Raw genomic sequence first — 16,953 nt, forward strand, 5'->3', positions numbered from 1 at the left:
CCGAGCCTAGGAACCCGCGGCCGTCTGCGGTGGCCGTTCCGCACAAGTGGTCAGGGCCAGAAGATGCTCCCCTCCTCGAACACGAAACGGATCGAGCGGGGCAGCTCCAGCCCCTCGGCCTGCGCCCGCAGCACCGCGTCGAGCAGCCCCTTCCCGGCCTCGTCCGTGTCCAGCGCGACCGCCCGGCCGTCGACGACGAGGTGACCCCCACCCTGCCGCGCCAGCCGACCGCTGCTCTCCAGTACGGCCGCCTCCACCGCGGCTGCCGAAGAGGCCTCCGGAGCGGCCATCTCCAGGAAGAGCCCGCGGTCCGCGGCGTCGGTCCGCATGAGCGCACCGGACCCGGACCGCGCGTGCACGCTCATCCCCTCGGACTCGAGCAGCCGGGCGGTCGGGGCCTGTGCGGGGGAGAACGACGCGCTCGGCGTCTCGTGCACCCCGACCCGGAACAGCGGGCCGAGCGCTCCGCGGGACGACGGGTCGAGCGCCGCGGAGATACGGCCGTCGAGCTCGCCGAGGTCGTCCCACGGGTTCGGAGCCTGCCGGGCGCCCACCACGCCGCGGGCGCCGCCGAACACCGCACCGAACCCGGCGCCGGCCGCCGCCGCCGTCCCCACCTCGCCGAGGGAGTACCCGCCGTGTCCGAACGCCTCGACGCGGAGCGGCTGGGTCACGGCGAGGTCGACGACCGCCGACTCCACCGCCCCGAACACCGCGCCGACGAGCACCCCGCCCACCACGGCGGCCGCAGTCGCCGTCAGTTCGACCCCGATCGCGGCCGCCGCCGCGACGAGTCCCGCGCTCACCCCGGCGGCCGCAGCGGCCGAGACTCCGAACGTCAGCCACGCCAACCCCGCCCCGGCCACGATCGTCGCGCCCGCCGTCACCGCGAGTTCGACGACCCGCCGCTCCGCGTCCTCGACGGCCTCCGCGAACCGCACCAGGGCCACACCCAACGCCCGGCACCCCGCAGCGTCGTCCCGCAGCGCCACCTCGTGCGCCGCCCACGACACGGCGAAGCGCTCGGCGGCCTCGCCGCTCCACCCCGCGCGAGCCTGGTCGGCGCCCGACCGTCCGACGACGGCGGCCCGCTCCAGCTCGGCCGCCGTCCGGTCCCACGCCGCGGCCGCCGTGCGCAGGCGCTCCCCGTCCGCGGCCGGCCACCACAGCCCGACCTGCTCGACGACGTCCATCACGCCGCCCGGGCAGTGATCACCTGGCCGTGGCGCGCGGTGATCACGACCACCGCGCCCTCGCCGGTCAGCGTCCAGGTCTCGCTGCGCGCGTCGTAGGTCGAGGAGCCCGGGGCGGCCAGCGTGCGGGCGATCGTGTCCAGGGACACCACCGACCAGTCGATGCGCCGGAAGCCGTAGTACCGGTTCCCGCAGAGCAGCTCCGAGGTCTCCTCCCCGCGCGGGAACACCCGCACCACGCGGTCCTCGGCCGTGTGCGGCCCGCAGATCTCCGGTGGTTCGGCCGCGGCGGGGGAGCCCACGAGCAGGATCAACAGGGCCAGGACGGCGGCACGGACCACGACGACCTCCGGGAGACCGGGAGCCGTCCAGCACGGCTCCTCACCCTCTTGGAGTGCCGCCGCGCCCGATCGGTTCCGTCAACTCGCGATCGACGTCGTGATTCGCACCCAGGACGGCGCCGTCGGCGTCGACCCGAACCCGAACCGGACCGGTGGCGTGACCGGGCGCAGCGCCCCGGCGTCCGCGCCATCGAGCGAGGTCTCCGCGGCGACGATCCGGTGCAGGTCCTGCGCGCCGTAGTACTCGGTGCGCCCACCGCCCGCGCTGCCGACCGTCCGCACGCCCGGCAGCACCCGACGCGCGACGGCGTCGATCGTCGCGATCCACCACGGCGCCGTCGCCAGCCGCCACGGCACCGCGCGGAGAAGCAGTCCCAGGGCCGAGCGCCGGCCGAGCGTGAACGTCGACGCGACCGGACCCGCCGTCAGGAAGAAGCGGTCGCCGCGCGAGCGGAGGTCCACGGGGACGTGGCGGACCTCGTCGAACGTGTAGGTCGCACCCACGAACTCCGCGACTGCCGCGGACGGCGCGAGCAGCACCCGGTGGCCGTCGGGGTGCTCGACCATGACGTCGGTGAACGAACCCAGCGGCGAGCGCGGCCAGTGGCCGATGACGAGGCGGAGCCCGGAGGTCGTGCCGAGCCCGCCGATCCAGCCGTCGAAGCGATCCACGGCGGCGGGGTGCCCGACGGGTCCTACAGATCCACCAGCACGATCCCCACGACGACGACCGCGGCGGCCACCGCCCGCCGCCACCCGAACCGCTCGCCCAGGAACAGCGTCCCGATCACCGCGCCGATGACGATCGAGGTCTCGCGCAGCGCCGCGACGGCCGCCGTCGCGCCGCTCGTCTGCGCCACGAGCACGAGCCCGTAGGCCGCCAGCGACACCACCCCGCCGACGAACCCGACCGCGAGCGACGACCACGGCACCCGCAGCAGGCTCCGGCCCCGCCGGACCACGGCGATCAGGGGCAGCACCGGGCCCTGCACCAGGAACATCCACGCCGCGTAGACCGGGACCGGGGTCGTCGCGACTGCCTCCGCGTCGACCAGCGTGTACCCGGCGATGAACAGACCGGTCGCGACGGCGGCCGCGAGACCGGGCAGCGACGCGCGCGTCGGCCGCCCGCCGTCGAGAGCCAGGCTGAGGAGCCCGAGCGAGATCACCGCGACGCCGAGCAGCTCCCACCACGGCAGCCCGCCGCCGAACACGACCTCGAACAGCGCCACCACCCACGGCGCGGTGCCGCGTGCGACGGGGTAGACCTGACTGAACTCGCCGAGCTGGTAGCTCGCCCAGAGCAGCAGCGTGTAGACGGTGTGGAAGGCGGCCGAGACGAGGATCGCCGGCCACGCGTGCGCCGGCGGCAGGCCCAGCAGCAGAGCGACCGCGCCGCCCACGACGACGTAGGCCAGGCCGATGAGCGCGAAGCCCACGAGACGGTCGGAGACCCCGTGGGCGATGGCGTTCCACGTCGCGTGCAGGACCGCGGCGAGCAGGGTGATCGAGACGACGGCAACGGACACCGGACGGCTCCTCGGGCGTCGGCCCGCACGGAGGCGGGCACGTCGAACTGGAGCCCTCGGGGTTTCTCTCCCGTCAGGTGTCGGCGGTGACCGCCGTGGCGCCGCTCGGTCCAGACCCCGGATCGCCCTGGTTGTCGGTCAGGAGGCGGGCGTCGGACGGAACCCTAGGCGCAAGCGTGGGTGACCCTACGCCGGTCCGGTCAGCGCGACAGGCCGAACGACATCAGCTTGTGCCCCCGCTGCGTCAGGCTGATCATGACGCCGCCGACGAGCAGCAGGACCGCCCCGACCGCGACGTACCCGAGCACCAGACTCGTCAGCGCGCCCGCGAAGACGAACTCGATGAGGACGTTCCGGAGGAAGCGCAGCACGGCAGGGCCCTTCGACGCGTGATCAGACGGGGACCGTAGCCGGTGATCACGCGGGCCCCACCGGGAGCGCGCCGGGGGACCACCCGGTCAGGCGGCCGCGCGCGCCACGCCCTCCGGACGGCGGGCGCGGATCACGACGAGCTCCTCCGTGCGCTGCCCGGGCGCGATCAGCCCGCGCTCCTCGAGCATCGCGGCGCGGGCGGTGAACACCGGGCCGAACGGGTGCTCGCAGCGGGCGGCGACGTCGGCGTCCAGGCCGTGCGCGGCCAGCCGGCGCAGCGAGGTGTCCACCCCGTTGAGGGCGGAGTGCACCATCAGGAGGCACCCGCCGGGCACGAGCACCCCGGGCGCCTCGTCGCAGACGCGGTCGAGCACGGTGCGGCCGTCGAGCCCGCCGTCGAAGGCGCGCATCACGCCGCGCGTGGGCAGGTCGTCGTCGGGCGCCGGCACGTAGGGCGGGTTCGCGACGACGAGGTCGAACTGCTTCCCGACGACGGGTGCGGCCAGGTCGCCGCGGTGCAGTCGGATCCGCCGGCCGAGACGCCGGGCGTTCGTCCAGGCGCTCAGCAGAGCACGCCGCGAGAGGTCCACCGCGGTGACGTCGGTGCCCGGCACGCCCGCGGCGACCAGCGACAACGAGCCCGAGCCCGCGCACAGCTCGAGGACCCGCCGCCGGGCGACGGGTGCCTCCACGAGCTCGCGCAGCAGGACGTCCGCGAGCAGCCAGGTGTCGCGTTGCGCCGGGTAGACGCCCGGCCCGCGCAGCACCGGCAGGTGGGGTCGGAGGCCGTCGGGAGCCGGGATCGGGACGATCACGTCCGGCACGACGGGCTCGGGAGTCACCGTGGGTCGGGCGGGCGGCAGGGAGATGGACATGCGCGAGCTCCTCGGCGGTCACGGAGGTGGTGGACGCGAAGGGCCGCCGCGGGATCGCATCGGCGGCCGGCGCCCCCGGGAGACGCAGCTGTGACTCAACCGCCGGGGACGGAGGTGAACCCGTGTTACCCGGAGGTGACGTGGAGCAGCCGTCGAGATCGCTGTGATGCATACACCGCGTGGACCGCCCGGAGGTCGGGTAGCCACGACGGCCAGTCCCGCCGTCCCACCGCCGAGGAGCCCTCGTTGACCGACGTCATGACCCGCGCCGACGCCCTGCCCACCGCCCGCGGCCCCGTCTCGGCGGCGGTCCTCGAGGTGCTCGCCGGGACGCGCGAGCCGTCCGACCTGCCGTCGGGACCCGGCCTCGATCCCTACGGCGAGGACCTCCAGCTCGCGCTGTACGTGCTCTACGAGCTGCACTACCACGGGTTCGCCGGGGTGGACGAGGAGCTGGAGTGGGAGCCGGAGCTGCTGCGGCTGCGCCGGTCGCTCGAGACCACCTTCCTGACGGCGCTGCAGGCCGAGGTGCCCGCGGGTGACGACGTGGACGCCGAGGTCGGCGCGCTGCTGGTCGAGCAGGTCGGCGGCGACGGCCCGTCATACCGGCTCGCGGCCGACGGCGAGCTCTGGCAGCTGCGCGAGTACGTGATCCACCGGTCGATCTACCACCTCAAGGAGGCCGACCCGCAGGCCTGGGTGATCCCGCGGATCGACGGGCAGGCCAAGGCCTCCCTGGTCACGGTCGAGCACGACGAGTTCGGCGCCGGGCGCGGCGAGCGCGTCCACGCGAAGGTCTTCGCCGACATGATGGCCGAGCTCGACCTCGACCCGCGCTACCACGGCTACCTCGAGGCGGCCCCCGCCGAGGCGCTCGCGCCGGTCAACCTCATGTCGCTGTGCGGGCTGCACCGGCGCTGGCGCGGCGCGTCGGTGGGGCAGTTCGCGCTGATCGAGGTGACGTCCTCACCCGGCTCCGCACGCCTGGTCAAGGCGATGCAGCGGCTCGGCCTGGGCGAGGGCGCGCAGGCGTTCTACGCCGAGCACGTCGAGGCCGACGCCGTCCACGAGCAGCTCGTGCGCCGCGGCCTGCTCGCCGACCTCGTGGCGCGCGAGCCGTCGTTGGCTGCCGACGTGGTGTTCGGGATGCGCGCGCTGACCCTGCTCGAGGATCGGCTCGGCGATCACCTGGTGCGGTCCTGGGATGCGGGCTCGTCGTCCCTGCGCGGCTGACGGACCTTCTTCCGGTGGCTGGTGTCGCAGAACGGGAAGCGCTTGCTCCGCCGGCAGGTGCACACCGCGACCACCGGCCGCTCGGAGCGGACCCGCTCGCCGTCGGGGAGCTCCAGCTCGACGGGCCCCTCGACCAGCATCGGGCCGCCGTCGGTGAGGGTCACGCGGGGAACGCGCTCGGGGTGCGACATGCCGCGCGGCTACCCGCCCCCACCCGTGAGGGGAACCCTCACGATGCTCGGGCGGACGGATCCTCCCCTCACGCGTCGAGCAGGGCCTCCGGCACGTCGACGACCCGGCTGCGCAGGTACTCGCCGAGCCCCTTGGCCTGCGGATCCGGGCGGGTCGACGACGCGACGCCGTCGCCGAGAATCCCGTGCACGACGACGTTGAGCGCCCGCAGGTTCGGCAGCTCGTGGACCTCGATCGCCAGGTCGGCGACCTCCGGCCCGAGCAGCTCCCGGACCCGATCCACCGTCAGGAACCGCCGGAGCCAGGCGTGCGCGGCGTCGGTTCGCGCCCAGACGCCGATGTTCGCGTCGCCGCCCTTGTCGCCGGACCGGGCACCGACGACGCGGCCCAGCGGTGCGCGGCGGGTGGGGCCGGCGGGCGTGGTGGCGGCATCTGTGACGTCGAGTGTCAGCATGGCCGCACTGCTGACACTCGTGGGCGGGTCCGCGACGACGCGCCGTTCCCCGCTGGGCAGGACGACGGCGTGCGTGACGGCGGATCGCGGCACCGCGGCGGGCCGGTAGACGCCGAAGGCCGACTCGGCGCTCGGGGGCGTCGTGGTGTGGAAGCCGGCGTAGCCGCCCAGCGCGAGCTCCATCGTCGCGTTGGAGAACGACCGCCCGACGACGCGCGGGTCCGGGTCCTTCACCGTGACCTTGAGGTGCGCCGTGGCCTCGGCGTTGGACGCGGCGTCCGGGTGGTCGAAGCGCAGCAGCCGCACGTCGACCTCGGCGAAGCGGTCGCGCCCGCCGAGCACGTCGAACAGCAGGGCCTCCGCGTGGGCGGCCTTCGCCTCGATGTCCAGCCCGGTCAGGACCAGCGTCATCGAGTTCCGGTACCCGCCCGCGTCGTTGAGCGCGACCTTGAGCGTCTCCGGCGGCGCCGACCCCCGCACCCCGCTGATCCGCACCCGGTGCTCGCCGTCGTCGGAGAGCGTGATCGTGTCGAAGTGCGTCGTGCAGTCCGGGCCGAGGTAGGCGGGCGCGGCGATCTCGTAGAGCAGCTGCGCGGTGACCGTGCCGACCGAGACCAGCCCCCCGGTCCCCGGGTGCTTCGTGATCACCGACGAACCGTCGGCGTCCACCTCCGCGATCGGGAAGCCGGGATAGCGGCGGTCGGTCACCTCGTCCAGGAACGAGTAGTTCCCGCCGGTCGCCTGCGGCCCGCACTCGATGACGTGGCCCGCGACGACGGCGCCCGCGAGCTGGTCGAACGCGTCGCGACCCCACCCGTGCCACCACGCCGCTGGCCCCACGACCAGCGACGCGTCCGTCACCCGCCCCGTCACGACGACGTCCGCCCCTGCGGCCAGGGCCTCCGCGATACCCCACCCGCCCAGGTAGGCGTTGGCCGAGACGGGCTTCCCGACGACGGCGGGCTGGATGGCTTCCAGCGATCCCCGCAGGTCGTCGCCCTCGACGTACGCGACCCGCGCGCCGGTGCCGAGGTCCCCGATCGCGGCCGCCAGCCCCGCCGGGTTCAGCCCACCGGCGTTCGACACGACCTTGACGCCGCGGGCGACGCAGTCGGCGAGCACGTCGCGCATCTGCGTGAGGAACGTCTTCGCGTACCCGGCGTCGGGGTCCTTGGCCTGCGCCTTCGCGAGGATGAGCATCGTGAGCTCGGCGAGGTAGTCCCCGCACAGGACGTCGACCGGGCCGCCGTCGAGCATCTCGCGCGCGGCGTTCAGGCGGTCGCCGTAGAAGCCGGAGATGTTGCCGATCCGTACCGGTCTCACCGCGGCTTCCTTCCCGTCCCGGGCTCGCCGGCGAACGCCTGGCCGATGCGCACCCACTCGGTCGCGGCGTCGCCGACGACCTCCAACGCCAGGTCGTCCCGGTGCCGCCGCTGCGTGATGAGCAGGGCGAAGTCCTCGGCCGGGCCCGAGATGCGGTCGGCGGCATCGCCGGGACCCCAGGTCCACGACGACCCGTCCGGCGCCGTCAGCTCCACCCGGATCGGCACGTCGGGCATCTCCAGCCCGTGCGCGAGGTAGCTGAACGCCCTGGCGCCGACCCCGATGTGTGCCACGTGCCGCAGCCGTTCCGACGGCGGGTGTACCGCTCCGACCGTGTCGAACACGTCCTGCCCGTGCGCCCAGGTCTCCATGATCCGGGCGGTCAGCGACGACGCCACGGCCATCGGCGGGCCGAACCACGGGACCCGGGTCTTCGGGTCGAGGTCCCGGAACCCGTCGATCAGACGGGTGCGGGCCTCGTCGAACCAGGCCAGCATCTCCGCGCCGCTCATCGACCGGAAGCGGGCCGCGATCGTGTCCGGGCTGACCCCGCCCTCGGCGTCCATCGCGGCCTTCTCCGCGGTGAACGCGTCGGGGTCGGTCGCGGAGCGCAGGGCGACGTCGTCGAAGTAGGCCAGGTGCGAGACCTGGTCGAGGACGGTCCAGCCCTCGGCGGGTGTCTCCCGCCGCCAGTCGGACTCGCTCAGCCCTGCGAGCACGGCCCGCAGCTCGGCGGATTCCGCCGCCAGGTCGTCGCACAGCGCCGTCATCGACACCGGCATCGTCGCTACCTCCCCGTCCAGACCGGCGTGCGCTTGTCGCGGAACGCCGCGGGCCCCTCCTGGGCGTCCGCGGAGCGGTACACCGGCGCCCAGATCTCCTCGGCCTCCTCGTACACCCGCGGCCGCGACAGCAGCACCGTCGCCTTCGCCGCCCGCACCGACAACGGCGCGTTCCCGACGATGGATCGGGCCAGCTCCTGCGCCCGGTCCCGCAGCTCGGCCGCCGGCACGACCCGGTTCACCAGCCCGACCTCCTGGGCGCGCGCCGCGTCCACCGGGTCACCGGTCAGCAGGATCTCCATCGCGACTCGCGGCGGCACGAGCCACGCCAGCGGCGCCGCCCACGGCGACCCGCGCCCGACCTTCACCTCGCTCACGGCGAACCGCGCGTGCTCCGCGGCGATCACGAGGTCGCACTGCTGGGCGAGCAGGAACCCACCCGCGAACGCCACGCCGTTGACGGCGGCGATCGTCGGCTTCGCGACCTCGACGTTGCGCCCGAACTGCGGCAGGAAGTCCGGCGGCGGGATCTCCAGGGAGGTCTCCGCCATCTCCTTGAGGTCGCCGCCCGCGCAGAACGCCTTCTCGCCGGCGCCGGTCAGCACGAGCACGGCGGCGGAGTCGTCCGCGTTGAACCGGTGCGTGCACTCCCACAGCCCGTCGCGGACGTCCTTCGAGAGCGCGTTCCGCGCCTCGGGGCGGTCGATCGTCACCCAGGCGACGCCGTCGTCGACCTCGTAGGTCACGCTCACGGGAACATCCTCCGCAGGTCGGGCCGGTTGAGCTTGCCGCTGCCCGTGCGGGGCAGCGCGTCGACGATCTCGATGCGCCGGGGACGGTGCATGCCCTGCAGGTCGGGGTGCTCCGCGCACCACCGGTGCAGTTCCTCGACGGTGATCGCGGTCCGCGGCACCACCACGGCCGTCACCTGCTCCACCCACCGCTCGTGCGCGGTGCCGATGACGGCGACCTCGGCCAGGTCCGGGTGGCCCGCGAGATGTTCCTCGACCATCTGCGGGAACACGTTCTCGCCGCCGGAGACGATCATGTCGTCGATCCGGTCGACGTAGTAGAGGTAGCCGTCCGCGTCGCGGGACATCAGGTCGCCCGTGCGGAACCACCCGGTCCCGTCCTCGGACACAGGGAACTTCTCCGACGCGTCGATGCCCCAGTAGCCCGGCGTCACCGCGTCGCCGCGCACCCACAGCTCGCCGACGCCCGGGTCGCCCGGTTCCAGGTCCGCCGACCCGTCCACCGGCACCAACCGCGTCCGGACGATCTGCGACAGCGGCCGGCCCATCGAGTCCGGACGGCGGGTCTCGTCCGGCCCGTAGGTCACGACGAGCCCGCTCTGCTCGGTCTGCCCGTAGATCTCGGTTCCGAGGATCCCGGTGCCCGCCTCGAGCCGCTCGATCGCCGCGCTCGGCGTGCGCGACCCGCCGAACATGCAGACCCGGAACGAGTCCAGGACGACGGGGTTCTCCACCGTCCGGTTCCCGACGTCGATCATCATCGTCGAGATCAACCCGCCGTAGGTCGGCCGCAGCTGCTCCACCAGCTCCAGCCACCGCACCACGTCCCACCGCGGCATGAACGTGATCTGCCCGCCGCGCATCAGGATCGGCAGGCTCGCGAGCTGCAGCCCACCGACGTGGAACATCGGCATGCAGTTCAGGACGTGGTCGTCGCCGGTGAGCTCGTAGACCTCGATCGCGCCGTCGACCTGCGCGGCGATGTTGCGGTGGGTCTGCCGGACGCCCTTGGGCACGCCGGTCGAGCCCGAGGTGTACATGAGCAGCGCGTCGTCGCCGTCCAGCCGCGGCACCACGCCGTCGAGCGGGTCCGCACCGGACACCGCCGCCGCGAAGCTCCCGTCCCCACCCGTCGTCAGGACCTCCGGAGCCGTCCCGTCGAGGGCCTTCTCCAGCCGCTCGACGTCGCCGGGCGGGGTGACGACGAGCCGCGCCCCGGAGTCCGTGACCGCGTGCCGCAGCGGCGCGTCCGGGAACATGTAGTTCAGCGGCACCCCGACCGCCCCGGCCTGCCACGTGCCGAGGATCGCGATCAGGTACTCCAGGCAGTTCGGTGCGAGGACCGCGACCCGGTCGCCCTCCCCGATACCGGTCGCGCGCAGGTGCCCGGCGAAGCGGGCGGCGCGGTGCGCGAGGTCGGCGTAGTCGATCTCGACATCGTCGAGTCGCAGCGCCACCCGTTCTGCGTGGTCGGCCGCGGCTCGCCGTAGCAGCGTCGCGAGATTCATGACGCTTCCCCCGTCGCTTCGCTCGCCCCGGCCTCGACCACCGCCAACACCTGCCGGGTCTCCACCTGGTCACCCGGGCTGACGTGCAGTTCCGTGACGACGCCGTCCACCGGCGCCGCGACCGTGTGCTCCATCTTCATGGCCTCCAGGACGACGAGGGCGGCCCCCGCGGCCACGGAGTCACCGCCCGCCGCGAGCACCCGGACGACCGTCCCGGGCATCGGCGCGAGCAACGACCCGGCGTGCGCGACGGCGTTGGGGTCGGCGAAGCGGGGGACGTCGACGAACCCGCTGGACCCGTCCGGACCGTCGACGAACGTCTTCGCGTCCGCGCGGTGGACGAGATACCGACGACGGACGCCGTCGCGATCCAGCACGACGAGCTCCGGTGTGGCCGAGACCAGGCGCAGCTCGTGCGCCGCCCCGTCGACGGCCACGTCCAGCCCGGAGCGGCGGAAGGAGTAGGCCACCTCGAGGGTGCGGTCGCCGACGGCGTAGGCGACCGTCTGCGGCGGTCCGCCGACGTTCCGCCATCCCGACGGCAGGTCGCGCAACACCGTCGCACCGGCGCGGTGCTCCGCCTGGCGGGCCAGCGCCGCCGCGACCGCGCGGACGCGCTCGCCGTCGTCGGGACCGGGAGTGACGAGCTCGGGGTGCCGGGGCAGGTAGCCGGTGTCGGTGCCGCCGGCCAGGAACTCGTCGTCGCGCAGGATGCCGACGAGCAGGTCGCGGTTCGTCGTGACGCCGTGGATGCCGGCCCGGGCCAGCGCCCGGGCGAGGGTCCGCGCGGCCTCGTCCCGCGTGGTGCCGTGGGCGATGACCTTGGCGAGCATCGGGTCGTAGTGCGGGCTGACGACGGAGCCGTCGGTCACCCCGGCGTCCACCCGGATTCCGGGCAGCTCCGGGATGTCGAACCGGTGCAGCGTGCCCGTCGCCGGGAGGTACCCGGCGGGCACGTCCTCGGCGTAGAGCCGGACCTCGATCGCGTGCCCGGCGATCGAGGCACCCGTGACCTCGGGCGGCAGCGCGTGCCCCTCGGCGACCCGCAGCTGCACCGCGACGAGGTCCAGCCCCGTCACGAGCTCCGTCACCGGGTGCTCCACCTGCAGCCGGGTGTTCACCTCGAGGAAGAAGAAGGCCCCGTCGCGGTCCAGCACGAACTCGACCGTGCCCGCGCCGGTGTAGCCGATCGCCTTCCCGGCGGCGACGGCGGCCGCGCCGAGCTCCGCGCGCAGCGTCTCGTCGACGGCGGGGGAGGGGCTCTCCTCCACGATCTTCTGGTAGCGCCGCTGGATGGAGCACTCGCGCTCGAAGAGGTGCACGACCTCGCCGCGGGAGTCCCCGACGATCTGCACCTCGACGTGCCGCGGGTCCTCGACGTAGCGCTCCAGGAACACCGTGCCGTCGCCGAACGCGGACGCGGCCTCGCGGCGGGCACCGTCGACCGCGTCGCGCAGCTCCGCGGCGGACCGCACGATCCGCATCCCGCGCCCACCACCGCCGAAGGCGGCCTTGACCAGCACCGGGAAGTCGAGGTCGGAGGGCAGGGGAGCGCCGTCGGGCAGCGTCGCGCCCGGCAGGACCGGCACGCCGGCGGCCTCCATGAGCGCCTTCGCCTCGAGCTTCGAGCCCATCGACGCGATCGCCTCGGGCGTCGGCCCGACGAAGGTCAGGCCGGCCGCCGCGCAGTCGCGGGCGAACCCGGCGTTCTCGGAGAGGAACCCGTAGCCCGGGTGCACCGCGTCGGCGCCGGTGGCGCGGGCGGCCGCGACGACGAGGTCGGCGCGCAGGTAGGTGTCGGTCGGCGACGCCCCCGGCAGGCGCACCGCCTCGTCGGCGAGCGCGACGAAGGGCGCGTCGGCGTCCGGGTCGGAGTACACCGCGACCGTCGCGATGCCCATCGCGTGCGCGGTCCGCATGACGCGAGCGGCGATCTCACCGCGGTTGGCGACGAGGAGCTTGGTGATCATGATGTGCGCTGCGCGCAGGTGAGCACTTGTTGTCGCTATAGCGACCAGAAGTACTCACCTGGCGAAGCCACCTCCTCACATCCGGAACGTGCCGAAGCCGCGGCGGCCGACGACGGGATTGGAGTGCACGGCCGAGAGCGACAGGCCGAGCACGGTGCGGGTGTCGCGGGGGTCGACGATGCCGTCGTCGTAGAGCTTCCCGCTGATGAAGAAGCTGTGGGACTCGGCCTCGATCTGCGCCTCGATCGCCCGGGTGCGGGCGGCGTCGGCCTCCTCGTCGAACGGCTTGCCCTGCGACTGGGCGGAGGCCCGCCCGACGATCGACATGACCCCCGCGAGCTGCGCGGCGCCCATGACGGCGAGCTTCGCGCCCGGCCAGGCGAACATCAGGCGCGGGTCGTACGCCCGGCCGGACATGCCGTAGTTCCCGGCCCCGAACGACGACGCCATGTTGATCGTCAGGTGCGGCACCCCGCTGTTGGTCACCGCGTTGATCATCTTGGCGCCGTCCTTGATGATCCCGCCCTGCTCGTAGTCCGTGCCGACCATGTAGCCGGTCGTGTTCTGCAGGAAGATCAACGGCGTGTCGGTCTGGTTCGCGAGCAGGATGAACTCGCTGGCCTTCTTCGCCTCCTCCGAGAACAGCACGCCCCGGTGGTTCGCGAGGACCCCGACCGGATAGCCGTGGATGCTCGCCCACCCGGTCACCAGCGAGGTCCCGTAGAGCGGCTTGTACTCGTCGAACTCCGAGCCGTCGACGGTGCGCGCGAGCACCTCGCGCGGGTCGAACGGCACCTTCGGGTCGGGCGGGAGGATGCCGAGGATCTCCTCCGGGTCGTACCGCGGCGGTGCGACGTCCGTCGACGGCGCCGGCCCCAGCTTGCGCCAGTGGAACCGCGACACGATCTCGCGCCCCAGCCGGATCGCGTCGTGTTCGTCGGTGGCGAAGTAGTCCGACAGGCCCGAGACGCGGGAGTGCATCTCCGCGCCGCCGAGCGACTCGTCGTCGGCGTTCTCCCCGGTCGCCATCTTGACCAAGGGCGGCCCGCCGAGGAACACCTTCGCCGCGCGGTCGACGAGCACCGCGTAGTCGCACATCCCGGGCACGTACGCGCCGCCGGCTGTGGAGTTGCCGAAGACCAGCGCGATCGTCGGGATCGCCATCGACGACAGCTCGGTCAGCTCGTGGAAGATGCGCCCGGCCGGGACGAACAGCTCGGCCTGCGTCGGCAGGTCGGCCCCGCCGGACTCGACGAGGTTGATCACCGGGAGCCGGTTCAGCCGCGCGATCTCCAGCGCCCGCAGCGTTTTGCGCAGCGAGTACGGGTTCATCGCGCCGCCGCGCACCGTCGGGTCGTGCCCGATGATCACGCACTCGACGCCGGAGACCACCCCGATGCCCGTCAGGATCGACGCGCCGACGGTGAACTCCGTGCCCCACGCCGCGAGCGGGGACAGCTCGAGGAACGGCGAGTCCGGGTCGAGCAGCAGCGCGAGGCGCTCGCGCACCGGCAGCTTGCCGCGGTCGCGGTGCCGCTGGGTGTACCGCTCGCCGCCGCCCGCGACGGCCAGCTCGAGCTGCTCGTCGAGCTGCGCGATCACCTCGAGCTGGTGCTTGCGGTTCGAGACGGCGGTTTCCGACGACGGGTCGAACAGGCTGGTCAGGACGGCCATGCCGAGCGTCCTCCGTAGTGGTCGGCGTGCGTGTCCCGGACGACGTTCTTCTGGATCTTGCCGGTGGAGGTCCGAGGCAACTCGTCGGCGACGATCACGGCCTTCGGCACCTTGTAGCCGTCGAGCCGGTCCTTGAGGGCGGCCGTCAGTTTCTCCGCGTCGATCGTCGCGCCGGGCTTCGGCACGACGACGGCCGTGATCGCCTCGCTCCACCGCTGGTGCGGCAGCCCGACCACGACCACCTCCGCGACGTCCGGCTCGGCGTCGTACACCGCCCGCTCCACCTCGAGCGACGCGACGTTCTCGCCGCCGGTCTTGATGACGTCCTTGGTGCGGTCGGCGAACCACAGCACCCCGTCGTCACCGAACCGCCCGACGTCGCCCGAGTGGAACCAGCCGTGCGCGAACGCGGTGGTGGTCGCGGCCTCGTCGTACAGGTACTCCTGCATCGTCGAGGGCCCGCGGTAGACGATCTCGCCCTGCTCACCGGGCCCCAGGAGCTCGCCGTCGGGACCCATGATCCCGACGTGGACGCCGGTCAGCGGCGTCCCGACCGACCCGACGTGCGTGAGCTGGTGCTCCGGCCGGAAGAGCGTCGTGATCGGCGACATCTCCGTCTGGCCGAACAGCAGCGCGAAGTCACACCGGTAGCCGTCCAGGCACGCCTTGATCTGCGCCTCGGGCATCGGCGCCATGGCGTAGACGGCACGCTTCAACGACGACAGGTCGCGGTCGGCGAAGCTCGGATGGTCCAGGGCCGCGCGGTACATCATGGGCAGCCCGAAGACCTGGGTGATGCGCTCGCGTTCGATGGTGTCCAGGAACCGGGCCGGGTCGAAGCCGCGGTGCACGTGGATCGTCGCGCCCACCACCACGGCGGGCGTGCAGAACGCGTTGAGCTGCGCGGTGTGGAACATCGGCATCATCGCGATGAACCGGTCGTCGGCGCTCCAGCCGGAGTCCAGCGCGGCCGACATCGACTCGAGGTGGATCGCGAGGTGCGTCCCGACGACGCCCTTCGGGAACGACGTGGTCCCCGACGTGTAGAGGTACGAGAGCGCCGCCCGGTCGTCGATCCCGACCTCGACGGGGGAGTCGTCGCCCGCCTCGAGATCTGTCAGCAGTGCGGCCATGCTGACGCTGGACGGCACAGAATCCGCATCGTCGGTCCCCGGCGCCACGAACACCTCGGCGACGGACGGGACCTTCCCGACGGCGGCCGTGATCGGTTCGAGCAGCTGCGACTCCACGACGATGCCGCGGGCCTGCGAGTGCCCCAGCACGTACGCGACCTCGTCCGGGCGCCAGCCCAGGTTGATCGGGACGCACACGACACCGGCCTTCGCGCAGGCGTAGTAGACCGCGAGGAACTCGGCCGAGTTGCCGGACGCGAGGGCGAGCGCGTCGCCGACGGCGTAGCCGCGGTCCACCAACCCGTGCGCGAGCCGGTTCACCCACGCGTCGAACTGCGCGTAGGTGAAGGAGCGCTCACCGTCCACGACGGCGAGCTGGGCGGGCCTGGCGGCCGCGCTCCGGGTCAGGGCGTCGCCGACGTTGACCCGCTGGACGAGGTTGCGCTGCAGGTCCATCAGTACGACCTCGGCAGTCCGAGGCTGTGCTGCGCCACGTAGTTGAGGACCATCTCCCGGTTCACCGGCGCGATCCGCAGCAGGCGGGCGAGGCCCCAGTAGGGGAGGAACCCGAACTCCTGGGAGACGCCGTTGCCGCCGTGGGTCTGCATCGCGGCGTCGCACGCGGCGATCGCGGCCTCTGCAGCGGCGTACTTCGCCATGTTCGACGCCTCGCCGGCCGGCAGCCCGCGGTCGTGCAACCAGGCGGCCTTCTGCGTCATCAGCGCGGCCAGCTCGGTCTCGATCTTGGCCTTCGCCAGCGGGTGCGCGACGCCCTGGTGGGCGCCGATCGGGCGGTCCCAGACCTGGCGGTCGTTCGCGTAGCGGGCCGCCTTCGAGAGCGCGTACCGGGCGATCCCGACGCACAGCGCGGCGCCCGTGATCCGCTCCGGGTTGAGGCCGTGGAAGACCTGCCGGAAGCCCTGTCCCTCGTCCCCGACCAGCGCGGACGTCGGCACGCGGACGTCGTCGAACCGGAGGGTGAACTGCTTCTCGGGCAGCAGGACGTCGACGGGGAGCGGCACCTTCTGTAGTCCCGGCGCGTCGGTGGGCACGAGGAACAGCGAGAGCTGGGCGCGGCCGGCGTCGTCGCGACCCGTCCGCGCGACGAGCAGCAGCGCCTCGGCGTCGTCGACCCCGGAGATGTAGTACTTCTCGCCGCTGATCACCCATTCGTCGCCCTCGCGGCGGGCGTGCGTCGCGAGCTGGTGGGTGTTGGAGCCGGCGCCGGGCTCGGTGATGGCGAAGACGACCTTCTCGCGGCCGCTCGCGAGGCCGGGCAGCCACTCCTTGCGCTGCTCCTCGGTGCCGTACTCGGCAATGACGGCGGCCGAGATCGCGTGCGTCACGAGCAGGAGCAGGATCGGGGCGCCCTGTGCGGCGGTCTCCTCGCACACCAACGACAGCTCGACGAGCCCGCCGCCGCCCCCGCCGTAGGCCTCCGGCACGGACACCCCGACGTACCCGGCGTCGCCGAGCGCGTGCCACAGCTCGGTGCACTCGACCCCGCGGCGGGCGTGGTCGACGTAGTAGTCGCCGCCGAACGGGGCCGACGCCTTCGCGACGGCGGCCCGCAGGTCGCGGTGCTCGTCGGTCTCCACGAAGTCCACGCCGACTCCTCACTT

General features: G+C 73.3%; 16 protein-coding genes. 1 reads left to right on the top strand and 15 read right to left on the bottom strand.

The window, feature by feature from the left end; all coding sequences use genetic code 11:
- Positions 1–50: 50 nt before the first annotated feature.
- The 6 genes from QRT03_RS29535 to QRT03_RS29560 form a co-directional block, all read right to left on the bottom strand.
- Entirely contained in the window at positions 51–1,193 is a 1,143-nt protein-coding gene (locus QRT03_RS29535; protein WP_286056749.1) for a WXG100-like domain-containing protein, read from the bottom strand.
- Entirely contained in the window at positions 1,193–1,534 is a 342-nt protein-coding gene (locus tag QRT03_RS29540; protein ID WP_286056750.1) for a hypothetical protein, read from the bottom strand. The genes QRT03_RS29535 and QRT03_RS29540 overlap by 1 nt, the downstream gene beginning before the upstream one ends.
- Before the next feature lie 78 nt (positions 1,535–1,612).
- On the bottom strand, positions 1,613–2,206 hold the full coding sequence (locus QRT03_RS29545) for a hypothetical protein (RefSeq protein WP_286056751.1): 594 nt from the start codon (positions 2,204–2,206) through the stop codon (positions 1,613–1,615).
- A gap of 23 nt (positions 2,207–2,229) precedes the next feature.
- Positions 2,230–3,063, bottom strand: coding sequence for a DMT family transporter (locus QRT03_RS29550; protein WP_286056752.1), 834 nt, complete (start codon positions 3,061–3,063; stop codon positions 2,230–2,232).
- 200 nt (positions 3,064–3,263) lie between these two features.
- A complete protein-coding gene (locus tag QRT03_RS29555) occupies positions 3,264–3,434 on the bottom strand; it encodes a hypothetical protein (RefSeq protein WP_286056753.1) in 171 nt (56 codons plus the stop codon).
- An 87-nt stretch (positions 3,435–3,521) separates the two neighbouring features.
- The gene (locus QRT03_RS29560) at positions 3,522–4,310 is read right to left on the bottom strand and encodes a HemK2/MTQ2 family protein methyltransferase (RefSeq protein ID WP_286056754.1); all 789 of its coding nucleotides are present in this window, start codon (positions 4,308–4,310) and stop codon (positions 3,522–3,524) included.
- 258 nt (positions 4,311–4,568) lie between these two features.
- Between QRT03_RS29560 and QRT03_RS29565 the strand changes: the two genes are divergently transcribed.
- On the top strand, positions 4,569–5,543 hold the full coding sequence (locus tag QRT03_RS29565; RefSeq protein ID WP_425604930.1) for an iron-containing redox enzyme family protein: 975 nt from the start codon (positions 4,569–4,571) through the stop codon (positions 5,541–5,543).
- Here QRT03_RS29565 and QRT03_RS29570 read toward each other — a convergent pair.
- The 9 genes from QRT03_RS29570 to QRT03_RS29610 form a co-directional block, all read right to left on the bottom strand.
- The gene (locus QRT03_RS29570; RefSeq protein WP_286056756.1) at positions 5,495–5,734 is read right to left on the bottom strand and encodes a CDGSH iron-sulfur domain-containing protein; all 240 of its coding nucleotides are present in this window, start codon (positions 5,732–5,734) and stop codon (positions 5,495–5,497) included. The two genes, QRT03_RS29565 and QRT03_RS29570, sit on opposite strands and share 49 nt — an antisense overlap.
- Before the next feature lie 68 nt (positions 5,735–5,802).
- Positions 5,803–7,512, bottom strand: a complete 1,710-nt coding sequence (locus QRT03_RS29575; RefSeq protein WP_286056757.1) for an acyclic terpene utilization AtuA family protein — start codon at positions 7,510–7,512, stop codon at positions 5,803–5,805.
- Positions 7,509–8,294, bottom strand: coding sequence for a TIGR03084 family metal-binding protein (locus QRT03_RS29580; RefSeq protein ID WP_286056758.1), 786 nt, complete (start codon positions 8,292–8,294; stop codon positions 7,509–7,511). The genes QRT03_RS29575 and QRT03_RS29580 overlap by 4 nt, the downstream gene beginning before the upstream one ends.
- Positions 8,295–8,299: 5 nt before the next feature.
- Entirely contained in the window at positions 8,300–9,046 is a 747-nt protein-coding gene (locus QRT03_RS29585; protein ID WP_286056759.1) for an enoyl-CoA hydratase/isomerase family protein, read from the bottom strand.
- On the bottom strand, positions 9,043–10,554 hold the full coding sequence (locus tag QRT03_RS29590; protein WP_286056760.1) for a class I adenylate-forming enzyme family protein: 1,512 nt from the start codon (positions 10,552–10,554) through the stop codon (positions 9,043–9,045). Before QRT03_RS29590 ends, QRT03_RS29585 begins: the two co-directional genes overlap by 4 nt.
- Positions 10,551–12,524 (bottom strand): acetyl/propionyl/methylcrotonyl-CoA carboxylase subunit alpha, encoded by a 1,974-nt coding sequence (locus tag QRT03_RS29595; RefSeq protein ID WP_286056761.1) that lies wholly within the window; start codon positions 12,522–12,524, stop codon positions 10,551–10,553. The genes QRT03_RS29590 and QRT03_RS29595 overlap by 4 nt, the downstream gene beginning before the upstream one ends.
- A gap of 75 nt (positions 12,525–12,599) precedes the next feature.
- The gene (locus QRT03_RS29600) at positions 12,600–14,198 is read right to left on the bottom strand and encodes an acyl-CoA carboxylase subunit beta (protein WP_286056762.1); all 1,599 of its coding nucleotides are present in this window, start codon (positions 14,196–14,198) and stop codon (positions 12,600–12,602) included.
- On the bottom strand, positions 14,186–15,787 hold the full coding sequence (locus QRT03_RS29605; protein WP_286056763.1) for an AMP-binding protein: 1,602 nt from the start codon (positions 15,785–15,787) through the stop codon (positions 14,186–14,188). The genes QRT03_RS29600 and QRT03_RS29605 overlap by 13 nt, the downstream gene beginning before the upstream one ends.
- The gene (locus QRT03_RS29610; RefSeq protein WP_286056764.1) at positions 15,787–16,938 is read right to left on the bottom strand and encodes an acyl-CoA dehydrogenase family protein; all 1,152 of its coding nucleotides are present in this window, start codon (positions 16,936–16,938) and stop codon (positions 15,787–15,789) included. The genes QRT03_RS29605 and QRT03_RS29610 overlap by 1 nt, the downstream gene beginning before the upstream one ends.
- Positions 16,939–16,953: the final 15 nt, after the last annotated feature.

The sequence above is a fragment of the Actinomycetospora termitidis genome (assembly GCF_030286555.1).
GTDB lineage: Bacteria > Actinomycetota > Actinomycetes > Mycobacteriales > Pseudonocardiaceae > Actinomycetospora > Actinomycetospora termitidis.

Bases quoted from the DNA above. Each gene is read 5' to 3' on its own strand.
- QRT03_RS29560 (WP_286056754.1), bottom strand. From the start codon at position 4,310: ATGTCCATCTCCCTGCCGCCCGCCCGACCCACGGTGACTCCCGAGCCC.
- QRT03_RS29580 (WP_286056758.1), bottom strand. From the start codon at position 8,294: ATGCCGGTGTCGATGACGGCGCTGTGCGACGACCTGGCGGCGGAATCC.
- QRT03_RS29595 (WP_286056761.1), bottom strand. From the start codon at position 12,524: ATGATCACCAAGCTCCTCGTCGCCAACCGCGGTGAGATCGCCGCTCGC.
- QRT03_RS29600 (WP_286056762.1), bottom strand. From the start codon at position 14,198: ATGGCCGTCCTGACCAGCCTGTTCGACCCGTCGTCGGAAACCGCCGTC.
- QRT03_RS29565 (WP_425604930.1), top strand. From the start codon at position 4,569: ATGACCCGCGCCGACGCCCTGCCCACCGCCCGCGGCCCCGTCTCGGCG.
- QRT03_RS29535 (WP_286056749.1), bottom strand. From the start codon at position 1,193: ATGGACGTCGTCGAGCAGGTCGGGCTGTGGTGGCCGGCCGCGGACGGG.
- QRT03_RS29590 (WP_286056760.1), bottom strand. From the start codon at position 10,554: ATGAATCTCGCGACGCTGCTACGGCGAGCCGCGGCCGACCACGCAGAA.
- QRT03_RS29570 (WP_286056756.1), bottom strand. From the start codon at position 5,734: ATGTCGCACCCCGAGCGCGTTCCCCGCGTGACCCTCACCGACGGCGGC.
- QRT03_RS29605 (WP_286056763.1), bottom strand. From the start codon at position 15,787: ATGGACCTGCAGCGCAACCTCGTCCAGCGGGTCAACGTCGGCGACGCC.